19 protein-coding genes are annotated in these 19,272 nt (G+C 63.2%); 8 read left to right on the top strand and 11 right to left on the bottom strand.

Annotated features, from left to right (window positions below):
- The 3 genes from ACVWY6_RS16215 (at position 1) to ACVWY6_RS16205 (ending at position 3,882) form a co-directional block, all read left to right on the top strand.
- Positions 1-1,188 (top strand): type III polyketide synthase, encoded by a 1,188-nt coding sequence (locus ACVWY6_RS16215; protein ID WP_023958362.1) that lies wholly within the window; start codon positions 1-3, stop codon positions 1,186-1,188.
- Positions 1,189-1,200: 12 nt separating this feature from the next.
- On the top strand, positions 1,201-2,904 hold the full coding sequence (locus ACVWY6_RS16210; protein WP_457539406.1) for a cyclic peptide export ABC transporter: 1,704 nt from the start codon (positions 1,201-1,203) through the stop codon (positions 2,902-2,904).
- Positions 2,905-3,000: 96 nt separating this feature from the next.
- Complete coding sequence (locus ACVWY6_RS16205) at positions 3,001-3,882, top strand: DUF4436 family protein (RefSeq protein WP_457539404.1); 882 nt, start codon at positions 3,001-3,003, stop codon at positions 3,880-3,882.
- A gap of 7 nt (positions 3,883-3,889) precedes the next feature.
- Here ACVWY6_RS16205 and ACVWY6_RS16200 read toward each other — a convergent pair whose 3' ends face one another.
- From ACVWY6_RS16200 to lon, 3 genes are all read right to left on the bottom strand, one after another.
- Entirely contained in the window at positions 3,890-4,213 is a 324-nt protein-coding gene (locus tag ACVWY6_RS16200) for a TfoX/Sxy family protein (RefSeq protein WP_457539402.1), read from the bottom strand.
- 24 nt (positions 4,214-4,237) lie between these two features.
- Positions 4,238-4,579, bottom strand: a complete 342-nt coding sequence (locus ACVWY6_RS16195; protein WP_400722354.1) for a DUF3140 domain-containing protein — start codon at positions 4,577-4,579, stop codon at positions 4,238-4,240.
- 169 nt (positions 4,580-4,748) lie between these two features.
- The gene (lon, locus tag ACVWY6_RS16190) at positions 4,749-7,076 is read right to left on the bottom strand and encodes an endopeptidase La (RefSeq protein ID WP_457539399.1); all 2,328 of its coding nucleotides are present in this window, start codon (positions 7,074-7,076) and stop codon (positions 4,749-4,751) included.
- Positions 7,077-7,144: 68 nt separating this feature from the next.
- Between lon and ACVWY6_RS16185 the strand changes: the two genes are divergently transcribed.
- Positions 7,145-7,903 carry a hypothetical protein gene (locus tag ACVWY6_RS16185; RefSeq protein WP_457539398.1) on the top strand — a complete coding sequence of 253 codons (759 nt, stop codon included), beginning with the start codon at positions 7,145-7,147 and terminating at the stop codon, positions 7,901-7,903.
- A gap of 52 nt (positions 7,904-7,955) precedes the next feature.
- Here the strand turns inward: ACVWY6_RS16185 and ACVWY6_RS16180 are convergent, their stop codons facing one another.
- The 3 genes from ACVWY6_RS16180 to ACVWY6_RS16170 form a co-directional block, all read right to left on the bottom strand.
- Complete coding sequence (locus ACVWY6_RS16180; RefSeq protein WP_457539396.1) at positions 7,956-9,194, bottom strand: fatty acid desaturase family protein; 1,239 nt, start codon at positions 9,192-9,194, stop codon at positions 7,956-7,958.
- Positions 9,195-9,499: 305 nt separating this feature from the next.
- The gene (locus ACVWY6_RS16175; RefSeq protein ID WP_457539395.1) at positions 9,500-10,096 is read right to left on the bottom strand and encodes an ANTAR domain-containing protein; all 597 of its coding nucleotides are present in this window, start codon (positions 10,094-10,096) and stop codon (positions 9,500-9,502) included.
- 188 nt (positions 10,097-10,284) lie between these two features.
- Positions 10,285-11,112, bottom strand: a complete 828-nt coding sequence (locus ACVWY6_RS16170; RefSeq protein WP_457539393.1) for an ANTAR domain-containing protein — start codon at positions 11,110-11,112, stop codon at positions 10,285-10,287.
- 325 nt (positions 11,113-11,437) lie between these two features.
- On the opposite strand from ACVWY6_RS16170, the gene ACVWY6_RS16165 reads away from it, so the two are divergent.
- Positions 11,438-11,836, top strand: coding sequence for a GtrA family protein (locus tag ACVWY6_RS16165; RefSeq protein WP_457539391.1), 399 nt, complete (start codon positions 11,438-11,440; stop codon positions 11,834-11,836).
- A 26-nt stretch (positions 11,837-11,862) separates the two neighbouring features.
- Here the strand turns inward: ACVWY6_RS16165 and ACVWY6_RS16160 are convergent, their stop codons facing one another.
- Positions 11,863-12,300: a hypothetical protein gene (locus ACVWY6_RS16160; protein ID WP_457539389.1), complete on the bottom strand. Its 438-nt coding sequence runs from the start codon at positions 12,298-12,300 to the stop codon at positions 11,863-11,865.
- Positions 12,297-13,643 (bottom strand): molybdopterin-dependent oxidoreductase, encoded by a 1,347-nt coding sequence (locus ACVWY6_RS16155; RefSeq protein ID WP_457539387.1) that lies wholly within the window; start codon positions 13,641-13,643, stop codon positions 12,297-12,299. The genes ACVWY6_RS16160 and ACVWY6_RS16155 overlap by 4 nt, the downstream gene beginning before the upstream one ends.
- A gap of 479 nt (positions 13,644-14,122) precedes the next feature.
- Between ACVWY6_RS16155 and ACVWY6_RS16150 the strand changes: the two genes are divergently transcribed.
- Complete coding sequence (locus ACVWY6_RS16150; protein WP_197037748.1) at positions 14,123-14,647, top strand: hypothetical protein; 525 nt, start codon at positions 14,123-14,125, stop codon at positions 14,645-14,647.
- Between the two features lie 403 nt (positions 14,648-15,050).
- On the opposite strand, the gene ACVWY6_RS16145 is transcribed toward ACVWY6_RS16150, so the two are convergent.
- From ACVWY6_RS16145 to ACVWY6_RS16135, 3 genes are read right to left on the bottom strand one after another with little or no spacing between them, the layout of a single operon-like run.
- Positions 15,051-15,716 carry an SAM-dependent methyltransferase gene (locus ACVWY6_RS16145; protein ID WP_457539386.1) on the bottom strand — a complete coding sequence of 222 codons (666 nt, stop codon included), beginning with the start codon at positions 15,714-15,716 and terminating at the stop codon, positions 15,051-15,053.
- The gene (locus tag ACVWY6_RS16140) at positions 15,713-16,393 is read right to left on the bottom strand and encodes a TIGR04282 family arsenosugar biosynthesis glycosyltransferase (RefSeq protein WP_457539384.1); all 681 of its coding nucleotides are present in this window, start codon (positions 16,391-16,393) and stop codon (positions 15,713-15,715) included. The genes ACVWY6_RS16145 and ACVWY6_RS16140 overlap by 4 nt, the downstream gene beginning before the upstream one ends.
- The gene (locus ACVWY6_RS16135) at positions 16,383-17,078 is read right to left on the bottom strand and encodes a glycosyltransferase family 2 protein (RefSeq protein ID WP_051406517.1); all 696 of its coding nucleotides are present in this window, start codon (positions 17,076-17,078) and stop codon (positions 16,383-16,385) included. The genes ACVWY6_RS16140 and ACVWY6_RS16135 overlap by 11 nt, the downstream gene beginning before the upstream one ends.
- A 113-nt stretch (positions 17,079-17,191) precedes the next feature.
- Between ACVWY6_RS16135 and ACVWY6_RS16130 the strand changes: the two genes are divergently transcribed.
- Together ACVWY6_RS16130 and ACVWY6_RS16125 are read left to right on the top strand one after the other, a co-directional pair.
- Positions 17,192-18,559, top strand: coding sequence for a hypothetical protein (locus ACVWY6_RS16130; RefSeq protein WP_457539382.1), 1,368 nt, complete (start codon positions 17,192-17,194; stop codon positions 18,557-18,559).
- Positions 18,560-18,591: 32 nt separating this feature from the next.
- The gene (locus ACVWY6_RS16125) at positions 18,592-19,269 is read left to right on the top strand and encodes a response regulator transcription factor (RefSeq protein WP_457539381.1); all 678 of its coding nucleotides are present in this window, start codon (positions 18,592-18,594) and stop codon (positions 19,267-19,269) included.
- The last annotated feature ends 3 nt before the right edge of the window (positions 19,270-19,272 follow it).

The following is a 19,272-nucleotide window of genomic DNA, read 5'->3' as shown; positions in this document are numbered from 1 at the left end:
ATGACCGTCATCCCAGAGCACTCTCTCACCGGGCCACACTCCACCTATGTGGGCCGCCGCCCGGTGGCCCGGCCGATACTTCCGCCCGCTCCGCCGACCACGGTTGCGGTCATCGAAGGAATCGCCACCGGCGCACCCGACCAGGTCTTCACCCAGCGCGAAGCCGCCGACGAGGTGGCCGCACTGTTCGACGATCCCAAGCAGCGCGAGCGCATCCGGCGGGTGTACGACAAGACGCGGATCAACGAGCGGCACTTGGCCATCAACCCGACCGATCCCGAGTTCAGGGCCTTCAGTCAGAAACGGGCCACCATCCGCGAGCGCATGAACCTGTACCTCGAGCACGCCGCTCCGTTGGCAGTCGACGTCGCGCGTCGTGCGCTCGGTGCCGTTCCCGGTGAGGTCCAGGTAGGTCTCCTGGTATTCGTCACGAGCACCGGATTCATCGCTCCCGGAGTAGATGTGGCCGTGATCGAGGAACTGGGCCTGCCCCGCACGACCAGTCGTGTGGTGGTCAACTTCATGGGCTGCGCTGCAGCGATGAACGGTATCCGGATGGCGACGGACTTCGTGCGCGCCAATCCTGACAAGAAGGCCCTGGTCATCTGCCTGGAGATCTCGTCGGTCAACGCCGTGTTCGCAGACGACATCAACGAGGTCATCACCCACAGTCTGTTCGGCGATGGCTGCGGCGCGGTGGTCGTCGGTGCCAGCGAGGTCCGCCACCCGATCCCGGCCGGGAACATCGTCATCCGCGACACGTTCAGCCACCTGCTGGACGGCGCCGAGGACGGAATCGTATTGGGCGTCAACCACAACGGGATCACCTGCGAGCTGGCCGAGGATCTCCCGGGTTACATCTATCGGGGTGTCGATCCGGTGATCAGCGCGGTTCTCCGGTCCCACGGACTCAGTAAGTCCGACGTCAACCTGTGGGCAATCCACCCTGGCGGACCGAAGATCATCGATGAATCGGCGCACTCCCTCGGCCTCGACCCGGCGTGTGCCGAAGCGAGCTGGGACATCCTGGCGCGCTACGGAAACATGCTCAGCGTCTCGCTCATCTTCGTTCTCGAGCAGATGGCCAAGCGGACCTCCGACGACAACAAGGTCAGCACGGGCATCGCATTCTCATTTGCCCCCGGGGTCACGCTCGAAGGCCTTCTCTTCGACATCGTCCGGAAGTAGCAGGCAATCACCATGCAACTCATCCGCTTTCTCGTGTCGGTGTCGTGGAAGGGCATCGCGATTGCCGTGGTGGCCGGCCTGATCGGCGGTGCAGCCAACGCGTACCTGGTCACCCAGATCAACAGCATCATCTCGCCGGACAAGCAGCCCGGTCATACCGTCGAGCTGTTCTTGCTCACCGCCGCCGTCGTCCTGGTCACCGGTCTGCTGTCCCAGATCCTGCTGATCCATCTGGCGCAGAACGCGATCTACCGTTTGCGGGCCAAGCTCAGCACCGGGGTGGTGTCGGCGCCGCTTGAGCATCTCGAACGTCTCGGCATGCACAGGTTGATGGCAACACTCACCGAGGACGTACGTGCGCTGTCGCAGGCAGTGTCGGCGATCCCGAGCATCTGCATCGACGCCGCCACCATCGTGGGTTGTCTGGTGTACCTGTCGGTGGTGTCGGGAGTCATCTTCGCCATCACCGTCGGCTCCACCCTTGCCGCCATCGCCTGCGTGGAAACCGTGCTCAAGCGTGTTCGCAAGATCTATCGAAATGCCCGCGAGAACGAGGACGACCTGCTCAGATCATTCCAATCGGTGACGCTCGGTATCAAGGAGCTGAAACTGCACCGGGGCCGTCGACGTGACTTCATGGACCGTCACCTCCTGGGCACCGCGGAAGCGTTGCGAGCCAAGAACGTCGAGGCCGGCACCAAGTTCTCCGTGGCCCAGGGCTTCGGGCAGTTGTGCCAACTCGGCACCATGGCGTTCATCCTGTTCGGATTGGCGGTCATCCTCGAATTGCCGCGCGAGGTGATGGTCGGGTACGTCCTCATCACCACGTTCCTCGCCATGCCGATGCAGAACATCATGCATCTGATCCCCGACCTGTTGCGCGGCGATGTGGCCCTGAAGAAGATCCAAGAGATGGACCTGTCGATGTCGTCGATGCATGACGAGTCGAGTCTTCCGTTCACCGATCGGCCGCTGGCCAGGCATGCCCGGCTTGAATTGTCGGGCATCGGCTACACCTATCGCGGGGAACAGATGGCCGGTCCGCCGCCACCGCCCGGCGCACCCCACCCGGCCGGCCCCCCGGCGGCGGGCTTCCATCTCGGACCCATCGATCTGACGCTCGACCCCGGCCAGGTCACCTTCATCGTGGGCGGCAACGGCAGTGGGAAATCGACGCTGGCGAAACTGATCACGGGACTCTATGCCCCGCACTCCGGCAGGCTCACGCTCAACGGTGAGCTGATCACCCACGGGAACGTCGAGTGGTTCCGGCAGAATGCATCGGCGGTCTTCACCGACTTCCACCTCTTCGAGGACTACCTCGGGTTCCGGCGGCCCGGCATCGACGACGAAGTGCGGCGTTACCTCGAACAGATGCAGATCTCTCACAAGGTGTCGGTCCACGAGGGCCGGTTGTCCACGCTCGCGTTGTCGCAGGGACAACGTAAACGGCTCACGTTGGTGACCGCACTGCTCGAGGACCGGCCGATATACGTGTTCGACGAATGGGCCGCTGATCAGGAACCGCAGTTCCGAGAGGTGTTCTACCGCAACATCCTCGCCGACCTCAAGAGGGCCGGGAAGACGGTTGTGGTGATCACCCACGACGACCGCTACTTCGACGTCGCGGATCAATTGGTCAAGCTCGACTTCGGCCGGCTGCAGCAGGGACCGCCGTTGTCGCACGGAGCGATCCTGAGCGAAGCCGCAGGTTGACCCGCCTCGGCCGATACACTCACTTCGAGCCGAGGTCGATCCGTCGGCATCGTGAAGCGGTGTATCGAGCGCGGGAGGCCACGGGTGGCGTCAAAGGTGGACAACGTATCGGCGGACGGTCGGGAGACGGCCAAACGAGGTACGTGGTGGCGTGGTCTCCTGATCGTGCTGGGCCTCGTGGTGGTCTATGTTGCGGTTCTCCTCGGTTATGCGTCCGGTGACGGCGACTCCGGAGAGGATGGCCGGGTGGCCGCCGACAACAGTGTGCTGGTCTACCTCGACATCGATGCCGTCAACGGGAGTGATTTCTCCATGGCGGCGAATGTGTCGGTGTATCCGGGCAAAAACCTGGTGGGCGACAACGGATATCTGAAGAACGAACTGGTGGTGGACGTCTCACCGATCGCCGCCGACGGACGGCTCGTGTTCAACAGCGGGACCAGGGTGGGACCGCTGCCGGTCAAGCTCTACGCGAACGGTGACATCCGCGAGTGGCCATTCGACGAATACCGGTCCGACAACGTGGTTGTGCGCGCCTTCAGCCAGGCTTCGTCGCCGGAGGCCGGCACCGTCTCGTTCCCGTTGCCCACGGATGTGGTGGTGACCGACTCACTGACAGGTTGGGACGTGACATCCGATGATCGGGATGCCAGTGGGGGACAAGCGTTCACGATCTACGCGGATCGGACGGCCGGATCGCTGGTCTTCGATCTCGCGCTCTGTGCGGTACTGATCGTCCTTCCCGTGTGTGCCCTGTTCGTGTCGATCCAGACCGTACGACGGCGCAAGGCTTTTCAGCCGCCGATGGTCACATGGTTCGCGGTGATGCTCTTCGCGGTGCTCCCTCTGCGAAACATCTTCCCCGGGTCGCCACCGTTCGGTTCCTGGGTGGACTACTCGGTTGTTCTCTGGGTGGTCGCCGGGCTGGTGACCGCGATGTCGCTGTACGTCATCGCATGGTGGCGCCAGGCGCCCTGACCGCCGGCTACGCCAGCCGCGCTCGCGCGACGCCGCGGTCCACCCACGTCTGGAGTTGCTTTCTGGTCTTGACCCCGTCCGTGGCCACCCGGATCCATCCGGCAAGCTCCTTCCCACGCATCACCATCGGCGACACATGGGCGCGGCCGAGCAGGGTCTCGGATTCGGCCGGGTCGATCCGGACCATCAGCCCGCCCTGCCCGCTGACCGCCACGGCCATGTGACCGTCGATCAGGAACGCCAGACCACCGAACATCCGCTTTTCCGAGACGCCCGCCTCGGGACCCACGAGTTCTCGGACGCGGTCCGCCAGGTGCGTGTCATAGGCCATGGATCAAGTGTGCGACAACCGACTTCATTTTGTGGGGTCGTGGCCCCAATTCATCAGCGAGTAGCGCCAGGCGGTGTCGGAAACGTCGCCGGAGGGTCGCTGAGCCAGATGTCGATGGACGTAGCCGACGACCTTGCGCATGTGTGCCGCATCGTCCTCGGTCAGGTCGCTCTTGGTGGCACGCAGGATTTCCACGATCCGTCGGCCTGACTTGTGGCCGGTCGATTCCCCGCCCGAGCTCTTGTCTCCTACGTCTTTCGACTCGGGAGTGCCGAGGAAGGACTCGAGTTCGCTCGCCGTCATGTTGACTGCCTCTTTCCAGTCATCCCACACCTCGGCCACGGCATCGTTCGTCTGTGTACTCATCGGGCGGTCCTTCCCTCGGACATCGAGATCGATACTGATCTCTACCTCGGTGCGGTGATGCCGAAACCTCGTACAGCCACCCGTGACAGAAGTCCGCCCACCTGTTTTCGTGTACCCGCCCCGCCAGAGGCAGTTGACGGATATGAGAACAGGTGGGCGGAGATGTCGATCAGGCTGCGACGGTTGCCTTTTGATCGGCAGCGGGCTCGAGCGCCTGGGCGATGATGTCGGCGACGTCGGTCATCGGCAGCACTGTCAGTGCCTCCAACACCTCGGCAGGCACATCGTCCAGATCGGGCTCGTTGCGTTGCGGGATGAAGACCGTGGTCATTCCCGACCGCGCGGCCGCCAGCAGCTTCTGCTTCACGCCACCGATGGGCAGCACCCGTCCGTTGAGGGTGACCTCGCCGGTCATCGCGACGTCGGCCCGCACCTTGCGTCCGGTTGCCATCGACACCAGGGCGGTCACCATCGTGACACCCGCCGACGGACCGTCCTTGGGAGTGGCGCCGGCCGGGACGTGCACGTGAATGCTGCGTTCCAGCGACTTGGGGTCGATCCCGAATTCGGCTGCATGGGAACGCACGTAGCTCAGCGCGATCTGTGCAGACTCCTTCATCACATCACCCAGCTGTCCGGTGAGGACCAGTCCTTCGCCATCGGTGGACCCGGCTTCGATGTAGAGCACATCGCCACCCAGTCCGGTGACCGCGAGCCCGGTTGCCACACCCGGCACGGCCGTCCGCTCTTCGGCATCCGAAGTGAACCGGGGACGACCCAGGTAGCCGACCAGATCGGGCTCATCGACCCGCACTTTGTCCTTGTTCTCAGCGTCTGCGAGCGCAGTGGTCACCTTCCGCATCAGCTTGGCAAGTAGCCGTTCAAACTGCCGCACACCGGGTTCACGGGTGTAGTCGGCCGCGATCTTGCGCAGCGCGGCGTCCGTCACCTCCACCTCGTCGTCGGTGATGGCCGCCCGGTCCTGCTGTCGAGGCAGCAAGTAGTCGCGGGCGATGACAACCTTGTCGTCTTCGGTGTAGCCGTCGATGGTCACCAGTTCCATGCGGTCGAGCAGGGCTGACGGAATCTGCTCGATCACGTTGGCGGTCGCCAGGAACACCACATCCGACAGGTCGAGATCCAGGTCCAGGTAGTGGTCGCGGAAGGTGTGGTTCTGCGCCGGGTCGAGCACCTCGAGCAGTGCGGCACTGGGGTCGCCGCGGTAGTCGGCGCCGACCTTGTCAATCTCATCCAGCAGCACAACGGGATTCATCGATCCCGCTTCGCCGATGGCACGCACGATACGTCCGGGCAGCGCGCCCACGTAGGTACGTCGGTGTCCACGGATCTCGGCCTCGTCGCGGACGCCACCGAGGGCGACCCGGACGAACTTTCGACCGAGGGCGCGGGCAACACTCTCACCCAGCGACGTCTTGCCGACTCCGGGAGGTCCGGCCAGCACCATCACCGCACCCGACCCGCGACCACCGACGACCTGCAGGCCGCGTTCGGCGCGGCGAGCACGGACCGCCAAGTACTCGACGATGCGGTCCTTCACGTCGTCCAACCCGTGGTGGTCGGCGTCGAGGATGGCGCGGGCGCCCTTGATGTCGGTGGAGTCGGTGGTGGTCACATTCCACGGCAGGTCCAGCACCGTATCCAGCCAGGTTCGGATCCAACCGGTTTCCGGACTCTGATCGCTGGCGCGCTCCAGCTTGCCGACCTCACGCATCGCAGCTTCGCGCACGTTGTCAGGCAGCTCCGCCGCCTCGACGCGGGCGCGGTAGTCGTCGCTGCCGTCGGGTTCGTCCTCGCCCAATTCCTTACGGATCGCGGCCAGTTGCTGACGCAGCAGGAACTCCTTCTGCGTCTTCTCCATGCCGTCGCGGACCTCGCCGGCGATCTTGTCGTTCACCTCGACTTCCGCGAGGTGGTCTCGGGTCCAGGTGATCAGCGTGGTCAAACGCTCTGCCACGTCGGGGGTTTCGAGCATCTGCCGCTTCTGGACGTCGGTGAGGTACGACGCGTAACCGGCTGTGTCGGCAAGTGCCGACGGATCGGACAATTTGTTGACCGAGTCGATGACCTGCCACGCCTCACGACGCTGCAGCATGGCCAGCACGAGCTTCTTGTACTCGGCAGCCAGTTCGCGTACCTCGTCGGTGACCGCGGGCTCGGACACCGATTCGACCTCGACCCAGAGCGCGGCGCCGGGGCCGGCGGTTCCGGACCCGATGTGAGCGCGGGACTCGCCCTTGAGTACCGCGGCCGATTCGCCGCCGGCGAGGCGGCCGAGCTGCACGATGGACGCGACGACGCCGTAGGCGGGATAACGATCGTCCAATCGAGGGGCGACCAAGAGTTTGCCCGCCTCTGAGGCCTTTGCGGCGTCGACGGCGGCGCGTGCAGCATCGTCCAGTTCGACCGGGACCACCATGCCGGGGAGCAAGACGGGGTCGGTCAGGAACAACACCGGCAAGCGATTCAGTTCGCTCATGTTTCCTCCAAAGTTAAGTACTTCGGGCTCAACTTTCCGTTGGTGGTCTTTGTTCCCCCAGGTAGTCGGTGTTCTTCGAGAGCGAAATCAACGGTCGTGGCGCGGTGACGATGAGCGGGTGCTCGGTACGCGAAGACCAGGAAGCGCTGGCAGAGGACAACTCGGATGGTGGTTCTAGACTCGGCCGTAGCCGTGAGGGCAAGGGGAGGGTGTTCGGAATGACAGACGATCGGGTGTTCAGCGACCAGTACGGGCCACTGCGGCCGCGGTGGGATCGACTATTGGTCGCACTGTCCGAGCGCGGTGCGTATCGCACCGTTGACTCGTTTGCTCCGGGCCTGACGTACGACCAAGCCGAGCGGATCCTGGAGGAGGCCGGGTTCGCTCCGGGGGCTGTACGTGGGCAGATTCTCGACTTGTTTAAATGCGTCAACGGGTTCGCCGAGGGGCAATGGACGCGTGTGTTCCCCGACGTGGATCTCCTGTCGTTGCGGGAGATGATCAGTGTGCGTGCGATGATGCTCGAGGTTGCCGGCGCCAGAAGCGGATACCCAAGTTACGCAGGTTTTCCGGCGTACGGCTTTGTCCCGGAATACATCCCGTTCGCCGAACGTGACGGATACTTGCTGGTCGCTGACCTACGAACCGGCAGCCAATGGGGCGAAGTGCTGCGCTACGACAAGATCGATGCCGACGACAGCACCACCTCATGGCCAAGCGTCGCATCTGTGCTCGACAACCTCATCGGGGCGATCGCGAACGGCAGCGACTTCGATGGGTGGACTGCCGAGGTTGTTGACGGAGAGCTGACCTGGTCGCTTCGCTGAGTCCCCCCCGGCGTGGGTGCACGCCTGTGTTCCGCAGCTCCCCGTCACGTGTTCACCTGTGCGCGGAGCGCAGAGCTCCGATGGCCGCTTTCAGTCCACGGCGCGGACTCGCCGCTTCCACGGTCGTCTCGCGCGGGTCGGCGAGTCCGAATCGCTGCTCGCTGCTGGTCTCCGGTGCATCGTCGGACGTCCGGGACAGAAGGCTGTCGGGTAGGGCGAGTTTGTGAATGGTGCGCAAGGCCAGCCAGTACTGTCGCGGCAACGACCCCGTCGTATACGGGAGATCGAACTTCTCGCAGAGGGCCTCGACGCGTTCAGCTATCTCGGGGTAGCGATTGCTCGGCAGATCCGGAAACAGATGGTGCTCGATCTGATAGCAGAGGTTCCCACTCATCAGCGCCATCAATGGTCCGGCCCTGAAGTTGGCACTGCCGAGCATCTGTCGCAGATACCACTGCTGCCGCGTCTCCGACTCGTACTCGGCCATCGTGAATTTCTCTGCGCCGTCAGGGAAATGACCGCAAAAGATGACCGCATACGCCCAGAGGTTGCGGATCAGGTTCGCCGAAGCGTTGGCCGTGAGAGTGGTCTTCCACGCTCGTCCGGTCAGGGCAGGAAAGAGGACAAAATCCTTGCCCATCTGCTTGCCGATCTTTCGCCAGAAGGTGCGACTGGCTTCGGACTTGCCGATCCGGCTGACGTCGGTGCCTGGATGGCGCTCGACGTCCATTCGCTTCTGGGCGTCCAGGTCGTGGCGCGCGATGCCCCATTCGAATGTGGTCGCGAGGACAACATTGGCCAGCGGCTGAATCAGATTCACCGGACGCCATGCCACATCGCGGGTCATTCGCAGAATCCCGAAACCGATGTCGTCGTCCATCCCGACGATGTTGGTGTAGACGTGGTGGGAGTAATTGTGGGCGCGCTTCCACTGAGACGACGGGCCGACCTGGTCCCATTCCCATGAGTTCGAGTGAATCTCCGGGTCGTTCATCCAGTCCCACTGTCCGTGACTGATGTTGTGACCGAGCTCCATGTTCTCGAGGATTTTCGAGCAGGCCAACATCGATGTGCCCACGAGCCATGTGGGCTTGCGCCGGGATCCCAGGAGCACGGCGCGGGCTCCGAGTTCGAGCCCACGCTGCACGGCGATGATGCGATGTATGTATCTCGAATCACGTTCGCCGCGTTGATCTTCGATGTCGCGTCGGATTGCGTCGAGTTCGCGGCTGAGCGAGTCGATGTCGACGTCGGTGAGGTGGGCGTATCGAGCGATGTCGGTGATGGCCACGGGTTGCACTCCGCTCCGGCGAGCCTCGTTCGAGAAGTCTCGTCGGTGGTGTTCGGACGAAGGCGGACCCCGGTGCTCGAGGTCGACATCGTTCAACACTTGAATATCCGGGCAGCGAACTTGTGTGGCGATCCCGCGGACCTGGTGGGCGGCGGAACCGGCCCCGGGCCGGCTGGTTTTCTCAGCACTGTCCACGTAACCCGCAAAACCGCCACCTGTCAATGCGCAGCGGGGCCTGTTCGCTCGACGCTGAAATGAATGGGTACTGGTACCGACACCTTCTAGCGCAAAATCGCGGTGAGAGGTCAGAAGTCGGGCCGGTGCACATTGACGGCGTCGTCGATCACCGCACGCGCGGCGTCGGCGAGGGAGACATCGTCCAGCTCGGCGCGCTGCGTGAGGTGCCGGCCGGCCTCTCGCATCGTCAGTCCTCGTTCCAGTAGGACTCCGAGCGCCTGGTCGATCGCTGAACGGTCTTCGAGGTCCTGGTGCATGTCGACGGCATGACTACCGCCGAATGCGGTGCGGGCCGGCAGATGCGTAACGGTGTCGAATGTCGTGGGATCGCAGTCCATTGCAGAGCTGACGTCGGCGATGAGTTCGTCGAATGCGCCTGGCGCCCCGGCCCACAGCACCAATCGCGACCCCGTTGCAGGCTCGGAGGGGGCGCCCAGCGGTATCGAGACCGAGGAGACTGCCACCGATCCGCTTCCAACCGGCACGGTGACCGAGTACGGGCGGTGATCGACCACCACGGTCAACGCCACAGAAACCAGGGAGTCGATCGAATGGGCCAGCGCGACGACCAGCTCGCTCACGCGCTCGTGCAGATCGATCAACGGGTCGTCCAGCCCGTCGGTCAGTGACGCAAGGGCAGTGAGCAATTGGGGATTCGACTTCATGTGCATCCGAGGCGGACCCGACCGCCGATAGGGTGTTTCCTGCACACGACCAGGGGGACGTGCGATACCCGACGCCTGCAGCGGATGGGAATCAGCTCGGCTGACGTCGGCAATTCGACCCTACGCGTCTCACATCCGGTGTGAAACCCCACCACCGCCGTGGTCTCGGTTCGAGAGGCGGGTCGTCCTCACGATCCTGAGCGTCGCGCCTGAGCCCGCCGTTTCGCGTCGTCGAAGATCGACTGGGCGACCTCTGCCAACTTTCTGTGTTCCTTCTGGCTCATCTCCCGCAGCCTCGAAAACGCCTCGGCGCTGGTGCAGCCGCTGCGACTGACCACGATGCCGATGGCGTGGTCGATGATCTTCCGGTTGGTCAGCGCCTTCTGCAGCTGTTCGGACAACAGCAACGCGTTGGACAGTGCTTGTGCGTTCTGCACCGAGACCGCCGCTGGGACGGCGAACAGCTCGCCGAGGGTGACGGCGCGGTCGTCGAACGCGTCCTTTGCACGGGCATACACGTTCATCGCGCCCAGAACCCCGTCATCTGTCTGCAGCGGCAGAGACAGAACACTGTGCACGCCGAGCCGGCCGACCCGCGGACCGAAACGCGGCCATTGCGCGTCTCCTCCGAGCGAGCCCGACCGTACGGTCTGCCCCTGCTCGGCGGCAGTGATGCAGGGCCCTTCGCCCAGCGAATACTGGATGTTGTCCACCGCGACCACAAAATCGTCGCTGGCGACAACCGTGTTCCGGCGATCGCCCTCCAGTAAGGTCAACCCGGCCCCATCGGCACCGGGAATGGCATTGACCGCGAATTCCGCTATGTGCGTGAGTGTTTGCGGGAGTGTCAGTGACGTCATCGCCAGCTGCGACAACGAGCTCAAACTGTCCCGGAGATCGTCGGCATCGCCGCCGAAGAGTTCGGCGCGATCCACGCCTGCTTCAGCGTCGAGCCCAGCGGATGCTGCAATCGCGTCGGGGGCGTCCTCGATCATGTGCGTCCTCACCTCGGTCACGGACGCATGCATCCTCCGAACAAAGATGTCTTCAGCTTATCGGGCATCGATTGACTGAGTCGGCAACGAGGTGATTGCGGGCCGGTGAAACCGCCGCCAACCCGGGCCACTCGGCGGCGTCATCTGTGAAGTGGAGGGCACAGTCGACAACGCCCGCCTCGCGATGTAGCGATCCATGGTCGAGATGTCGAGGCCATCGCTTGCACGGTCAATCCTGCACAAGTGGTCGTAGATGACATGATTGATCCAGATGGCGTCGCCATGTGTGGCGGACCGTGTGCGTCGTTGGTGCGGCGTTTCATCGATCGGGTAAGGGTGCGGAACGGTGTTTGCCAAGTGGTATCGCAGCGTGCTGTTCCGCTTCTACGTCGTAGGGGGCGCCAGTGCGGCCGCCTATGTGCTGCTGTTCGTTCTTCTTCGCATCGCGATGCCGTCGCAGGTCGCGAATGTGTTGGCACTGTTGATTTCTGCGATCGGCAATACCGCGGTCAACCGGCGGTTCACCTTTGGGATCCGCGGAAATGACGCCATCGTCCGGCAGTACGCACAGGGCCTTGCCGTTTTCGCTCTCGGGTTGATGGTGACCAGCGGAGCGTTGTGGTTGTTGCAGATCTGGAGACCGGATCCGTCCCGAGCACAGGAAGTTCTGGTTCTGGTGGCCGCGAATCTGGTTGCCACCGTCGTGCGTTTCCTGGGTCTGCGTCGAGTGTTCGCTCCGAACTGATGGGCACCACGGCCGGGGCCGAAGTGCTACCCCTCGCGCCCGGCTGTCGCGGCGTGGTCACGTCGCTGCATGAGGATGATGATGCATGCCAGTAGCCAGATGATGGCGAGGGCGATGAGGACACTCACCCCGTAAGGGCGGTCGAGGATGGTCGCGTTGTCGGGGTCTCTGTCCGAAGGTCGGGGCGCCAGAACCGGTACGGACAGGATGAGTACGATCAGGCTCGCTGCAAGCGCGAGCAGCGCCGGTGGCCACCATCGTTGTGGCAGAATACGTTTCGCCGCGTAGCCAAGAGCGATGCATGCCGGGGCGAAGAGCGCGTCGTGGACGATCAGTCCGCCTGCAAGCCAGAACGCGATGGAGAGCTGGTCCCCGCGTGGCATGGACCAGATCAAGGAGATCCCGTAGTAGCCGGCAGCCAAGGCGAGGAGCACAAGGGTGATCCGAATAATGCGCACAGTCATAGGATCTCGATTCGCGTCAACCATTTGGTCTGCAATACCCCGGGCCGGTTCGGAGCAATGAGTCGACATGGGTAGCCGTGGTCGATGGTCAGCGGCTCTCCATTGAGTTCGAGGGCGATCAGCGAGAGTGGGTCGTCGGCGAAGTTGGCGGGGAGGGTGCTGACTCCGTAGAGGCCGGCTTCCAGAGAGGTCAAGCGGATGTCGTGGCCGCGATCGCCGCCGACGAACGCAACGAGATCACGGACCCGTACGCCACCCCATTTGCCTTGGGCGCTCCACCCTTCCACGCAGGCGATCGGAAGATCGCTGCGGTGTTGTGGCAGGGCTCGCAGCTGATCGATGGTCAGTTCCCGCGTCATCGGCCCGCTGCTGATCGTCAACCGATAGTCGGGGCTGCGGGCTGACTCGAGTACGCCTGCCGCCGATGCAGTCCGATTGATCGGAACACCTTGCGGACCCTCCCCCGAGCGAGGAGCGAGGAAAGCGAACCAGCGCAGGAACGGCACCGTTTGACCTGCGAAGGCCAGTGCGGTGAGTAGTCCGACGGCGACAGTGCCCCGGAGAACCGTGCGCCGCGACACCGCACCCCCATCCGAACCGAAAGTTGCAAACCAGTTGTCTTTCCCCATTCGAACTGAAGGCCGGCTGCCGGCAGAAGACGCGACTGACGTGACCTCGCGAGGTGGCGTTTGCTCGTGCAGGGCCTCTGAATCCTCGATCGGTGTCGCAGGTCGGAGGTTGTTGTCGATGGGGTCAGTGGCTTCCAATGGACTGCCCAGGGCACGTTGGATTATCGGGAGCTTCACTGCGATGTGAACCAGCACCGAGGCCACGACGAGAAACGACATTGCGTAGTGGGTGGTGGTGAAGAAGAACTTCCACGGATACCACTGCGCAGTGTTGAGCAGACCGGTCAAGAGCTGAAATATGGTCGAACTGACCAACACGGCGACCGAGGCTCGTTCAACGGCGCGAGCAGGCGAACCGACAATTGGCCTGGCGAACAACTTGGGGTAAACGAGCTGAAGTTTGATCAGCAGTAGCGGGATGGTCACCACGCCGGTTATCACGTGCAGTCCTTGTGTCACCTGGTAGAGCCACAAAGGACGCGACGGCCAATAGAACCAGCTCGGCGGATGCTGAATCCAATGGCTGAGCATCCCGGTGACGAAACAGACGGTGATGCAGAACGCCAGCAGCGTCCCCACCCGGGCAATCAGCCGGGGGCTCCGCAGGCCGGTGTCGTCGACCGAGGGCGAGCTGACCGCGTTCGCGGTCGCGTCAGAACCGTGCGACAAATTGGTACGAAACCGTTCGAACGGAACGCGCCAATGTGCAGACATATCAGTTATTCGTACCCACAGGGTCGGCGGCTTGGTCTGTTGTGCCCCTGTTCTTTCACGAAAAACCGATCGAAGGGAAATCAATTTTCTCCCACTGCTTCAATCGGCCCCGCGAGAGCGCATGGTGCACACAAAATTAGAACCGTAATCGGCTGGCCCACAGCGTATGTCGACCGTTCTTGTAGAGCTCATGACCTTGCTGCCAACTCGGACATTACTTCTGCTGGGCGCGAAACCCATCCGAGAAAGGGAGGGTTGCGAATACCCATTACACAACTTGCCCTCGGGTAGATCGGACAAACCACATGTATACAACTCGAAAAGTATTCACCGGAACTGCTATTGCTGCCATTGCCGTATTCGGCCTCGCGGCCTGTTCCGATGACGATTCCTCGGGCGGGTCATCGACTTCGTCAGCTACGTCGGCCCAGACTGCAGGACCGACAAGCGAGCAACCTGCACCCACTCCCGCGGCCGTCGTGCCCGCTCTGACCGGACGGACCACCGCGGTTGCGCTGGACAAAGGATTCACCGACGCGCTGACCACGCTGATGCTGACCCCGGGCACCGTAGGCGGTGCGACGATGGAGGGCGGCTCAGTGGTCTTCCCGATCACCGGCGGCAATGTCACCTACTACACACCGGGCAGCATCCAGCCCTATGTGCAGGGCATCATCAACCACGAGGGCAGCGGTTTGTCGCTGACGGCCGGCGACACCGTCGTCGAACTCACGAACTTCAACATCGACCCCGGTACATCGAAACTGATGGGCGATGTGACCGTCAACGGAACCGTCGCAGCGCCGCAGGCAGTCATCTTTGATCTGGACGGCAGCACACTCCAGCCGTTGCAGTCCAATCCCGACGGCACCGCCGTACTGACAGGAACCACCGTGAAGATGTCCGCCGACGCTGCAGGCCTGTTGAACAAGACCTTCAACACAGACGCTGTGAAGGCCGGGCTGGTTGTCGGGATCGCGACAATCACCATCAACACCCAGTAGCTCTCGCTGTCAGAGGTAGGTGTGGCCAGAACCAGAAGAGGTTCTGGCCACACCTATGGGCTCGTCCCGATCCCCTGCTGACCAATGACAGGAATTACATGCTTGAATACGGCGGCCACTCCCACACGGGAGCGGGCCCATTGCGTACGACGCGGCGGTTTCGATGACCAGGCGCGAACTCATTCTCGGACATCTGATGCTCGCTCGGAATGACCCAGCCCTGGCATCGATGAGGGACTGCGGATTGTTCGATGATCTCGCTGCCCTGCACGCCCGATCACACGGTGAGAGTGTGTGTGGCGCGGTATCAGCGGGATGGATCGGACCGAGCACGGTACGCATTTACTACGACACCGACGACCAATCGTCGCCCACCCGCTCTGCGACACCGGAGTTCGGGCCATCACCGCGCAATGAACTCCAACACGTCTCGCCCACAGACTATTTCGTTCCGGAACGGTAGTCCGGCGGAATGGGCCAACGTTGATGCGTAGCCGATTCCGACTCGCGCCCACGGGAACCACTCACCATGAGACGTTCTGGTCTCAACCCGCGCCGCGCCACGTCGAAGCCCGTCCACGTCCGAGTCGAGTTCGATGATGATGGATCCTCCTGGCGCGATCAACTCAGCAGCCCGCTTCGTCACGCGGGCGGGGTCGCCACCGATACCTATGTTCCCGTCCAGCAGCAGCACATGCCGCCACCGACCCTCTCCCGGAAGACGGTCGAACATACTGCGCCGGATGGCAGCTCCGCCCTGTGCGCGTGTCATGGCCACCGCCTGATCGCTGTGGTCGACACCCAGGGCCGCGATGCCGTTGGCGCTCAACCGATGCACGAGCCGGCCAGGTCCGCATCCGAGGTCCACAGTGGGCCCGAAACACTTTCCGGCGACCCGGCGATCGAACTCGGAGTCAGAGGCAGTGACGCTCGTCCCGAGCCAGCGATCCACCGGCAATTCGTCACGACTACCGTCGGCGTGCCGCAACCAGGCACGTTCACCGGCGAGGGCTTCAGACACGGCACCGTCGAAGATCTCTGTGCTCGACGACTCGTTGGCGATCGTCATACTGAACGCTCCAGCAGAACCGCCGCTGCCTCAGCGAATCGACTACCTGGTGCACACCGCCGAGCAACCTCATCGACGTCCTCGGGTCGGTCGACGTCGGTCAATTCAGGTAGTTCGGTCACCCGAAGGCCGCTGTCCTCCAGAGCTGACCGGGTGGCTGCGCCGGTGTCCGGTGATGACATCGGGACGCCGACGAGAGAGTGAGCTCCGCGGGCACCATTAAGGCCCAGCCCCCACCAACCGCCGTCGGTGGCCGGGCCGAGAACCGAATCTGTTTCCGCCAGCGCTGCCAGCGCTGCCCTGAACTGTCCTGCGGTGACTTGCGGAGTGTCCATTCCGACCTGGAAGATGGCCCCGCCCACCACGTCATTCGCATCTCTGTGGGCGTTCTGCAGGCGCTCACCAAAAGTGTTGCCACGCTGGGTTATCACCGTGACGTGGCGCAATCGCCAGCCGATCTCCTCGCTACGCATCGCACTGTCCAGCGCGCCTGTGATGGCGACAACCGGCACCGCCGAGTGAACCGTCAAAGCGGTGTCCAAGGTGTCGAGCAGCGCGGCTGCTGCCAGATCGGCGGCATCCTCGGTCGAAAGAAGTTTTGTGAGACGGGTTTTCACTTGTCCGGGGACCGGCGCTTTGGCAACGATCAAAATTCCCTGGTGCGTGTCAGTAGGCAACTTTCTCCTCCATCTGATGAAGAACCGAAAGGAAGTCACGGGCTGCCCGAAACGTCCCTTTCATTGACCCCGACACTTTTGATCGCCCGGCAGACCTGGGTCGATAGGCGACGTCCAATTCCGTTATCTTCCAACCCGCTGCTCCCGCCCTGGCCAAGAGTTCCACCGGGTACCCGAACCGACGATCGGTGATCCCCAGGTCCAGCACGTCATCTCTTCGAACCGCACGAACCGGCCCGATGTCATGTATCGGTATGCGGTAACGCTTTCGGAGCCGGCGGGCAATCCACTCGGTTCCCAGCCGTGAATGTAGTGGCCAGGTTCGCAGGCCCACAGGCCGTCGTCGTCCGACAGCGAGGTCGGCGCCCGCCACAACCGCAGCAACCAATTTCGGCAGATCGGCCGGGTCCATCGAGCCGTCACCGTCGATGGTGCAGACGATCTCCGTGTCGGACGCCTCAATGCCGGCGTGGACGGCTGAACCATATCCCGGAACCGGTTGGTACACAACGGTGCAACCCAGCTGCGCGGCGATCTCTGCCGTGCCGTCGGTGCTGCCGTTGTCGACAACCAGCGGGTGGAGATCAGGGGGCAGAGCGCGAACGAGCGCAGCCAAAGACCCGGCTTCGTCCCGGCACGGGATCACAACAGTGGCAATCATGCGCGAATTACTGTGATCTCCCATGTCTTCGACGGTAGGAGGGACCGGTGGACATGGCCAGCAGAATCAGGTGACGGAACAATGACGTCTGCTTCGAAGAGCACAAAACGGTGGGAGTCGGCGCCTACTTTGTAACTGTGACCGAAACCCTGGACACCGGCACAACACCGGGAACTCCGGAACATGGCCCCTGGATGAGCCGGGGAGATCTGGTATCCGTTTTTGCGGCAACGGCTTTGCTGGTCGCCGCGGTGGTGGCGCCGATGGTTGGTGATGCCGAGTGGCGCATCAACATCTTTGCGCTCGCACCGCCACTGTTCGGGGAGTTCGACCCGCACTTCGGATACGGCACCGTGGCTGCGGTTCTCACCGCTCTCGCTGTCATCGCGTACGGACCAGTCCTTGCGGCTCGGTTGTCCTGGACGCTGCTGGTGATCACCAGTATGGCAACCGGGCTTGTTTGGACCTTCTCGCTGTCGATGATCGACGGCTGGAACCGCGGGTTTGCCGGTCGGCTTGTCAGACCGGACGAATATCTGGCCGAGGTCCCCGAAGTCTCGAGCATCACCGGGATGCTCGACGAGTTCTCGAGCCGCATCCTCGACTTTCAGCCGGACTCGTGGACCACGCACGTCTCCGGACACCCACCCGGGTCGTTGTTGACGTTTGTTCTGCTCGACCGGATCGGACTCGGTGGCGGTGCCTGGGCCGCCGGCTTTGTGATCGTCGTCGGTTGCAGTGCCGCCGGGGCCCTGCTGATCACGACGGCGCGCCTCGGTGACGAAGCGACGGCCAGGCGAATTGCTCCGTTCGTCGCGCTCACCCCGGGGGCGGTGTGGATGGGCGTTTCTGCGGACGGCTACTACATGGGGGTCGCCGCTTGGGGCATCGCCCTGCTGGCGATGGCTGCGACTGCCGCCGGCAAGCGCGCTGTCGCGGCCGCGGTCGGGAGCGGCCTGGTCCTGGGTTTCGCGATCTTCCTGAACTATGGGCTTGTGCTGATGGGTGTCCTCGCCATCGCAGTCCTCGTCGCCGCACGGAAGTACCGTCCGATTCTTTACGCGGTTCCGGCCGCGGGGGTTGTGGCCGGAATCTTTGCTGCCTTCGGATTCTGGTGGTTCGACGGTTACCACCTCGTTGTCGAACGTTATTACCAGGGAGTGGCGACCTTACGACCGTTCTCGTACTGGGGTTGGGCGAACTTCGCCTCTGCGTTGTGTGCGGTGGGGCCCGCTGCCGCGGTTGGACTGGGGCGCGCGCTACGACCGCGAAGGCTTCGCCGACGAGAAGCCGTTGTGCTGCTGGCGGTGGCCGGTCTGCTCGCGATGATCATCGCTGACCTCAGCGCTCTCAGCAAAGCCGAGGTCGAGCGGATCTGGCTGCCGTTCAGCGTATGGCTACTGGTGGCGACGGCCTTGCTGCCGCGCCAGTCCCATCGATTCTGGCTGGCCGGGCAGGCACTCACCGCACTGCTGATCAACCACCTCGTGTGGACCTATTGGTAAATGCAATGTTTGCTGAAGAGGTGCGAATTCTGATGGCCGACGACGATCCCATCGTCAGTGATGTGGTGCGCCGCTACCTCGAGCGTGACGGACTGCAGGTGACGTTGGTGAGCTCGGGCGACAAGGCGCTGGAGCATCTCGAGAATCATCGCGTGGACCTGGCAATCCTGGACGTGATGATGCCTACACGCAGTGGAATCGAGGTGTTGACCGAGATTCGGCGTGGACCCTACGCCGGGATGCCGGTCATTCTGCTGACGGCGTCCGGCGAAGAAGAAGACCGACTGGTCGGTTTGGAGGCAGGCGCCGATGACTACGTCATCAAACCTTTCAGTCCGCGGGAGCTGGCGTTGCGCGTGCAATCGGTTCTCCGCCGCAGCGTCGCGACCTGGTCCGGTCCCGCGGCCGCGGTCAACCTCAGCGACGGCAACATCGTGATGGACGCAGACGCACGAAACGTCACGGTCGCCGGCGAGCCGGTGAACACGACCAAACGCGAGTTCGACCTACTGCGCTTCTTTCTCGCCCACCCCGACGTGGTCTTCAGTCGCGAACAATTGCTCTCTCAGGTCTGGGGTTGGTCGTTCGGCGACCTGTCCACCGTGACGGTTCACGTCAAACGGTTACGCGCAAAGCTCGGCGACTCCAATTCACTGGAAACAGTGTGGGGACAGGGATACCGCTGGGTATCCGAATCGGCCAGGCGGTGACCT

This window comes from Williamsia sp. R60 (assembly GCF_054063855.1).
This window is presented reverse-complemented; position numbering and strand designations above follow the sequence as displayed.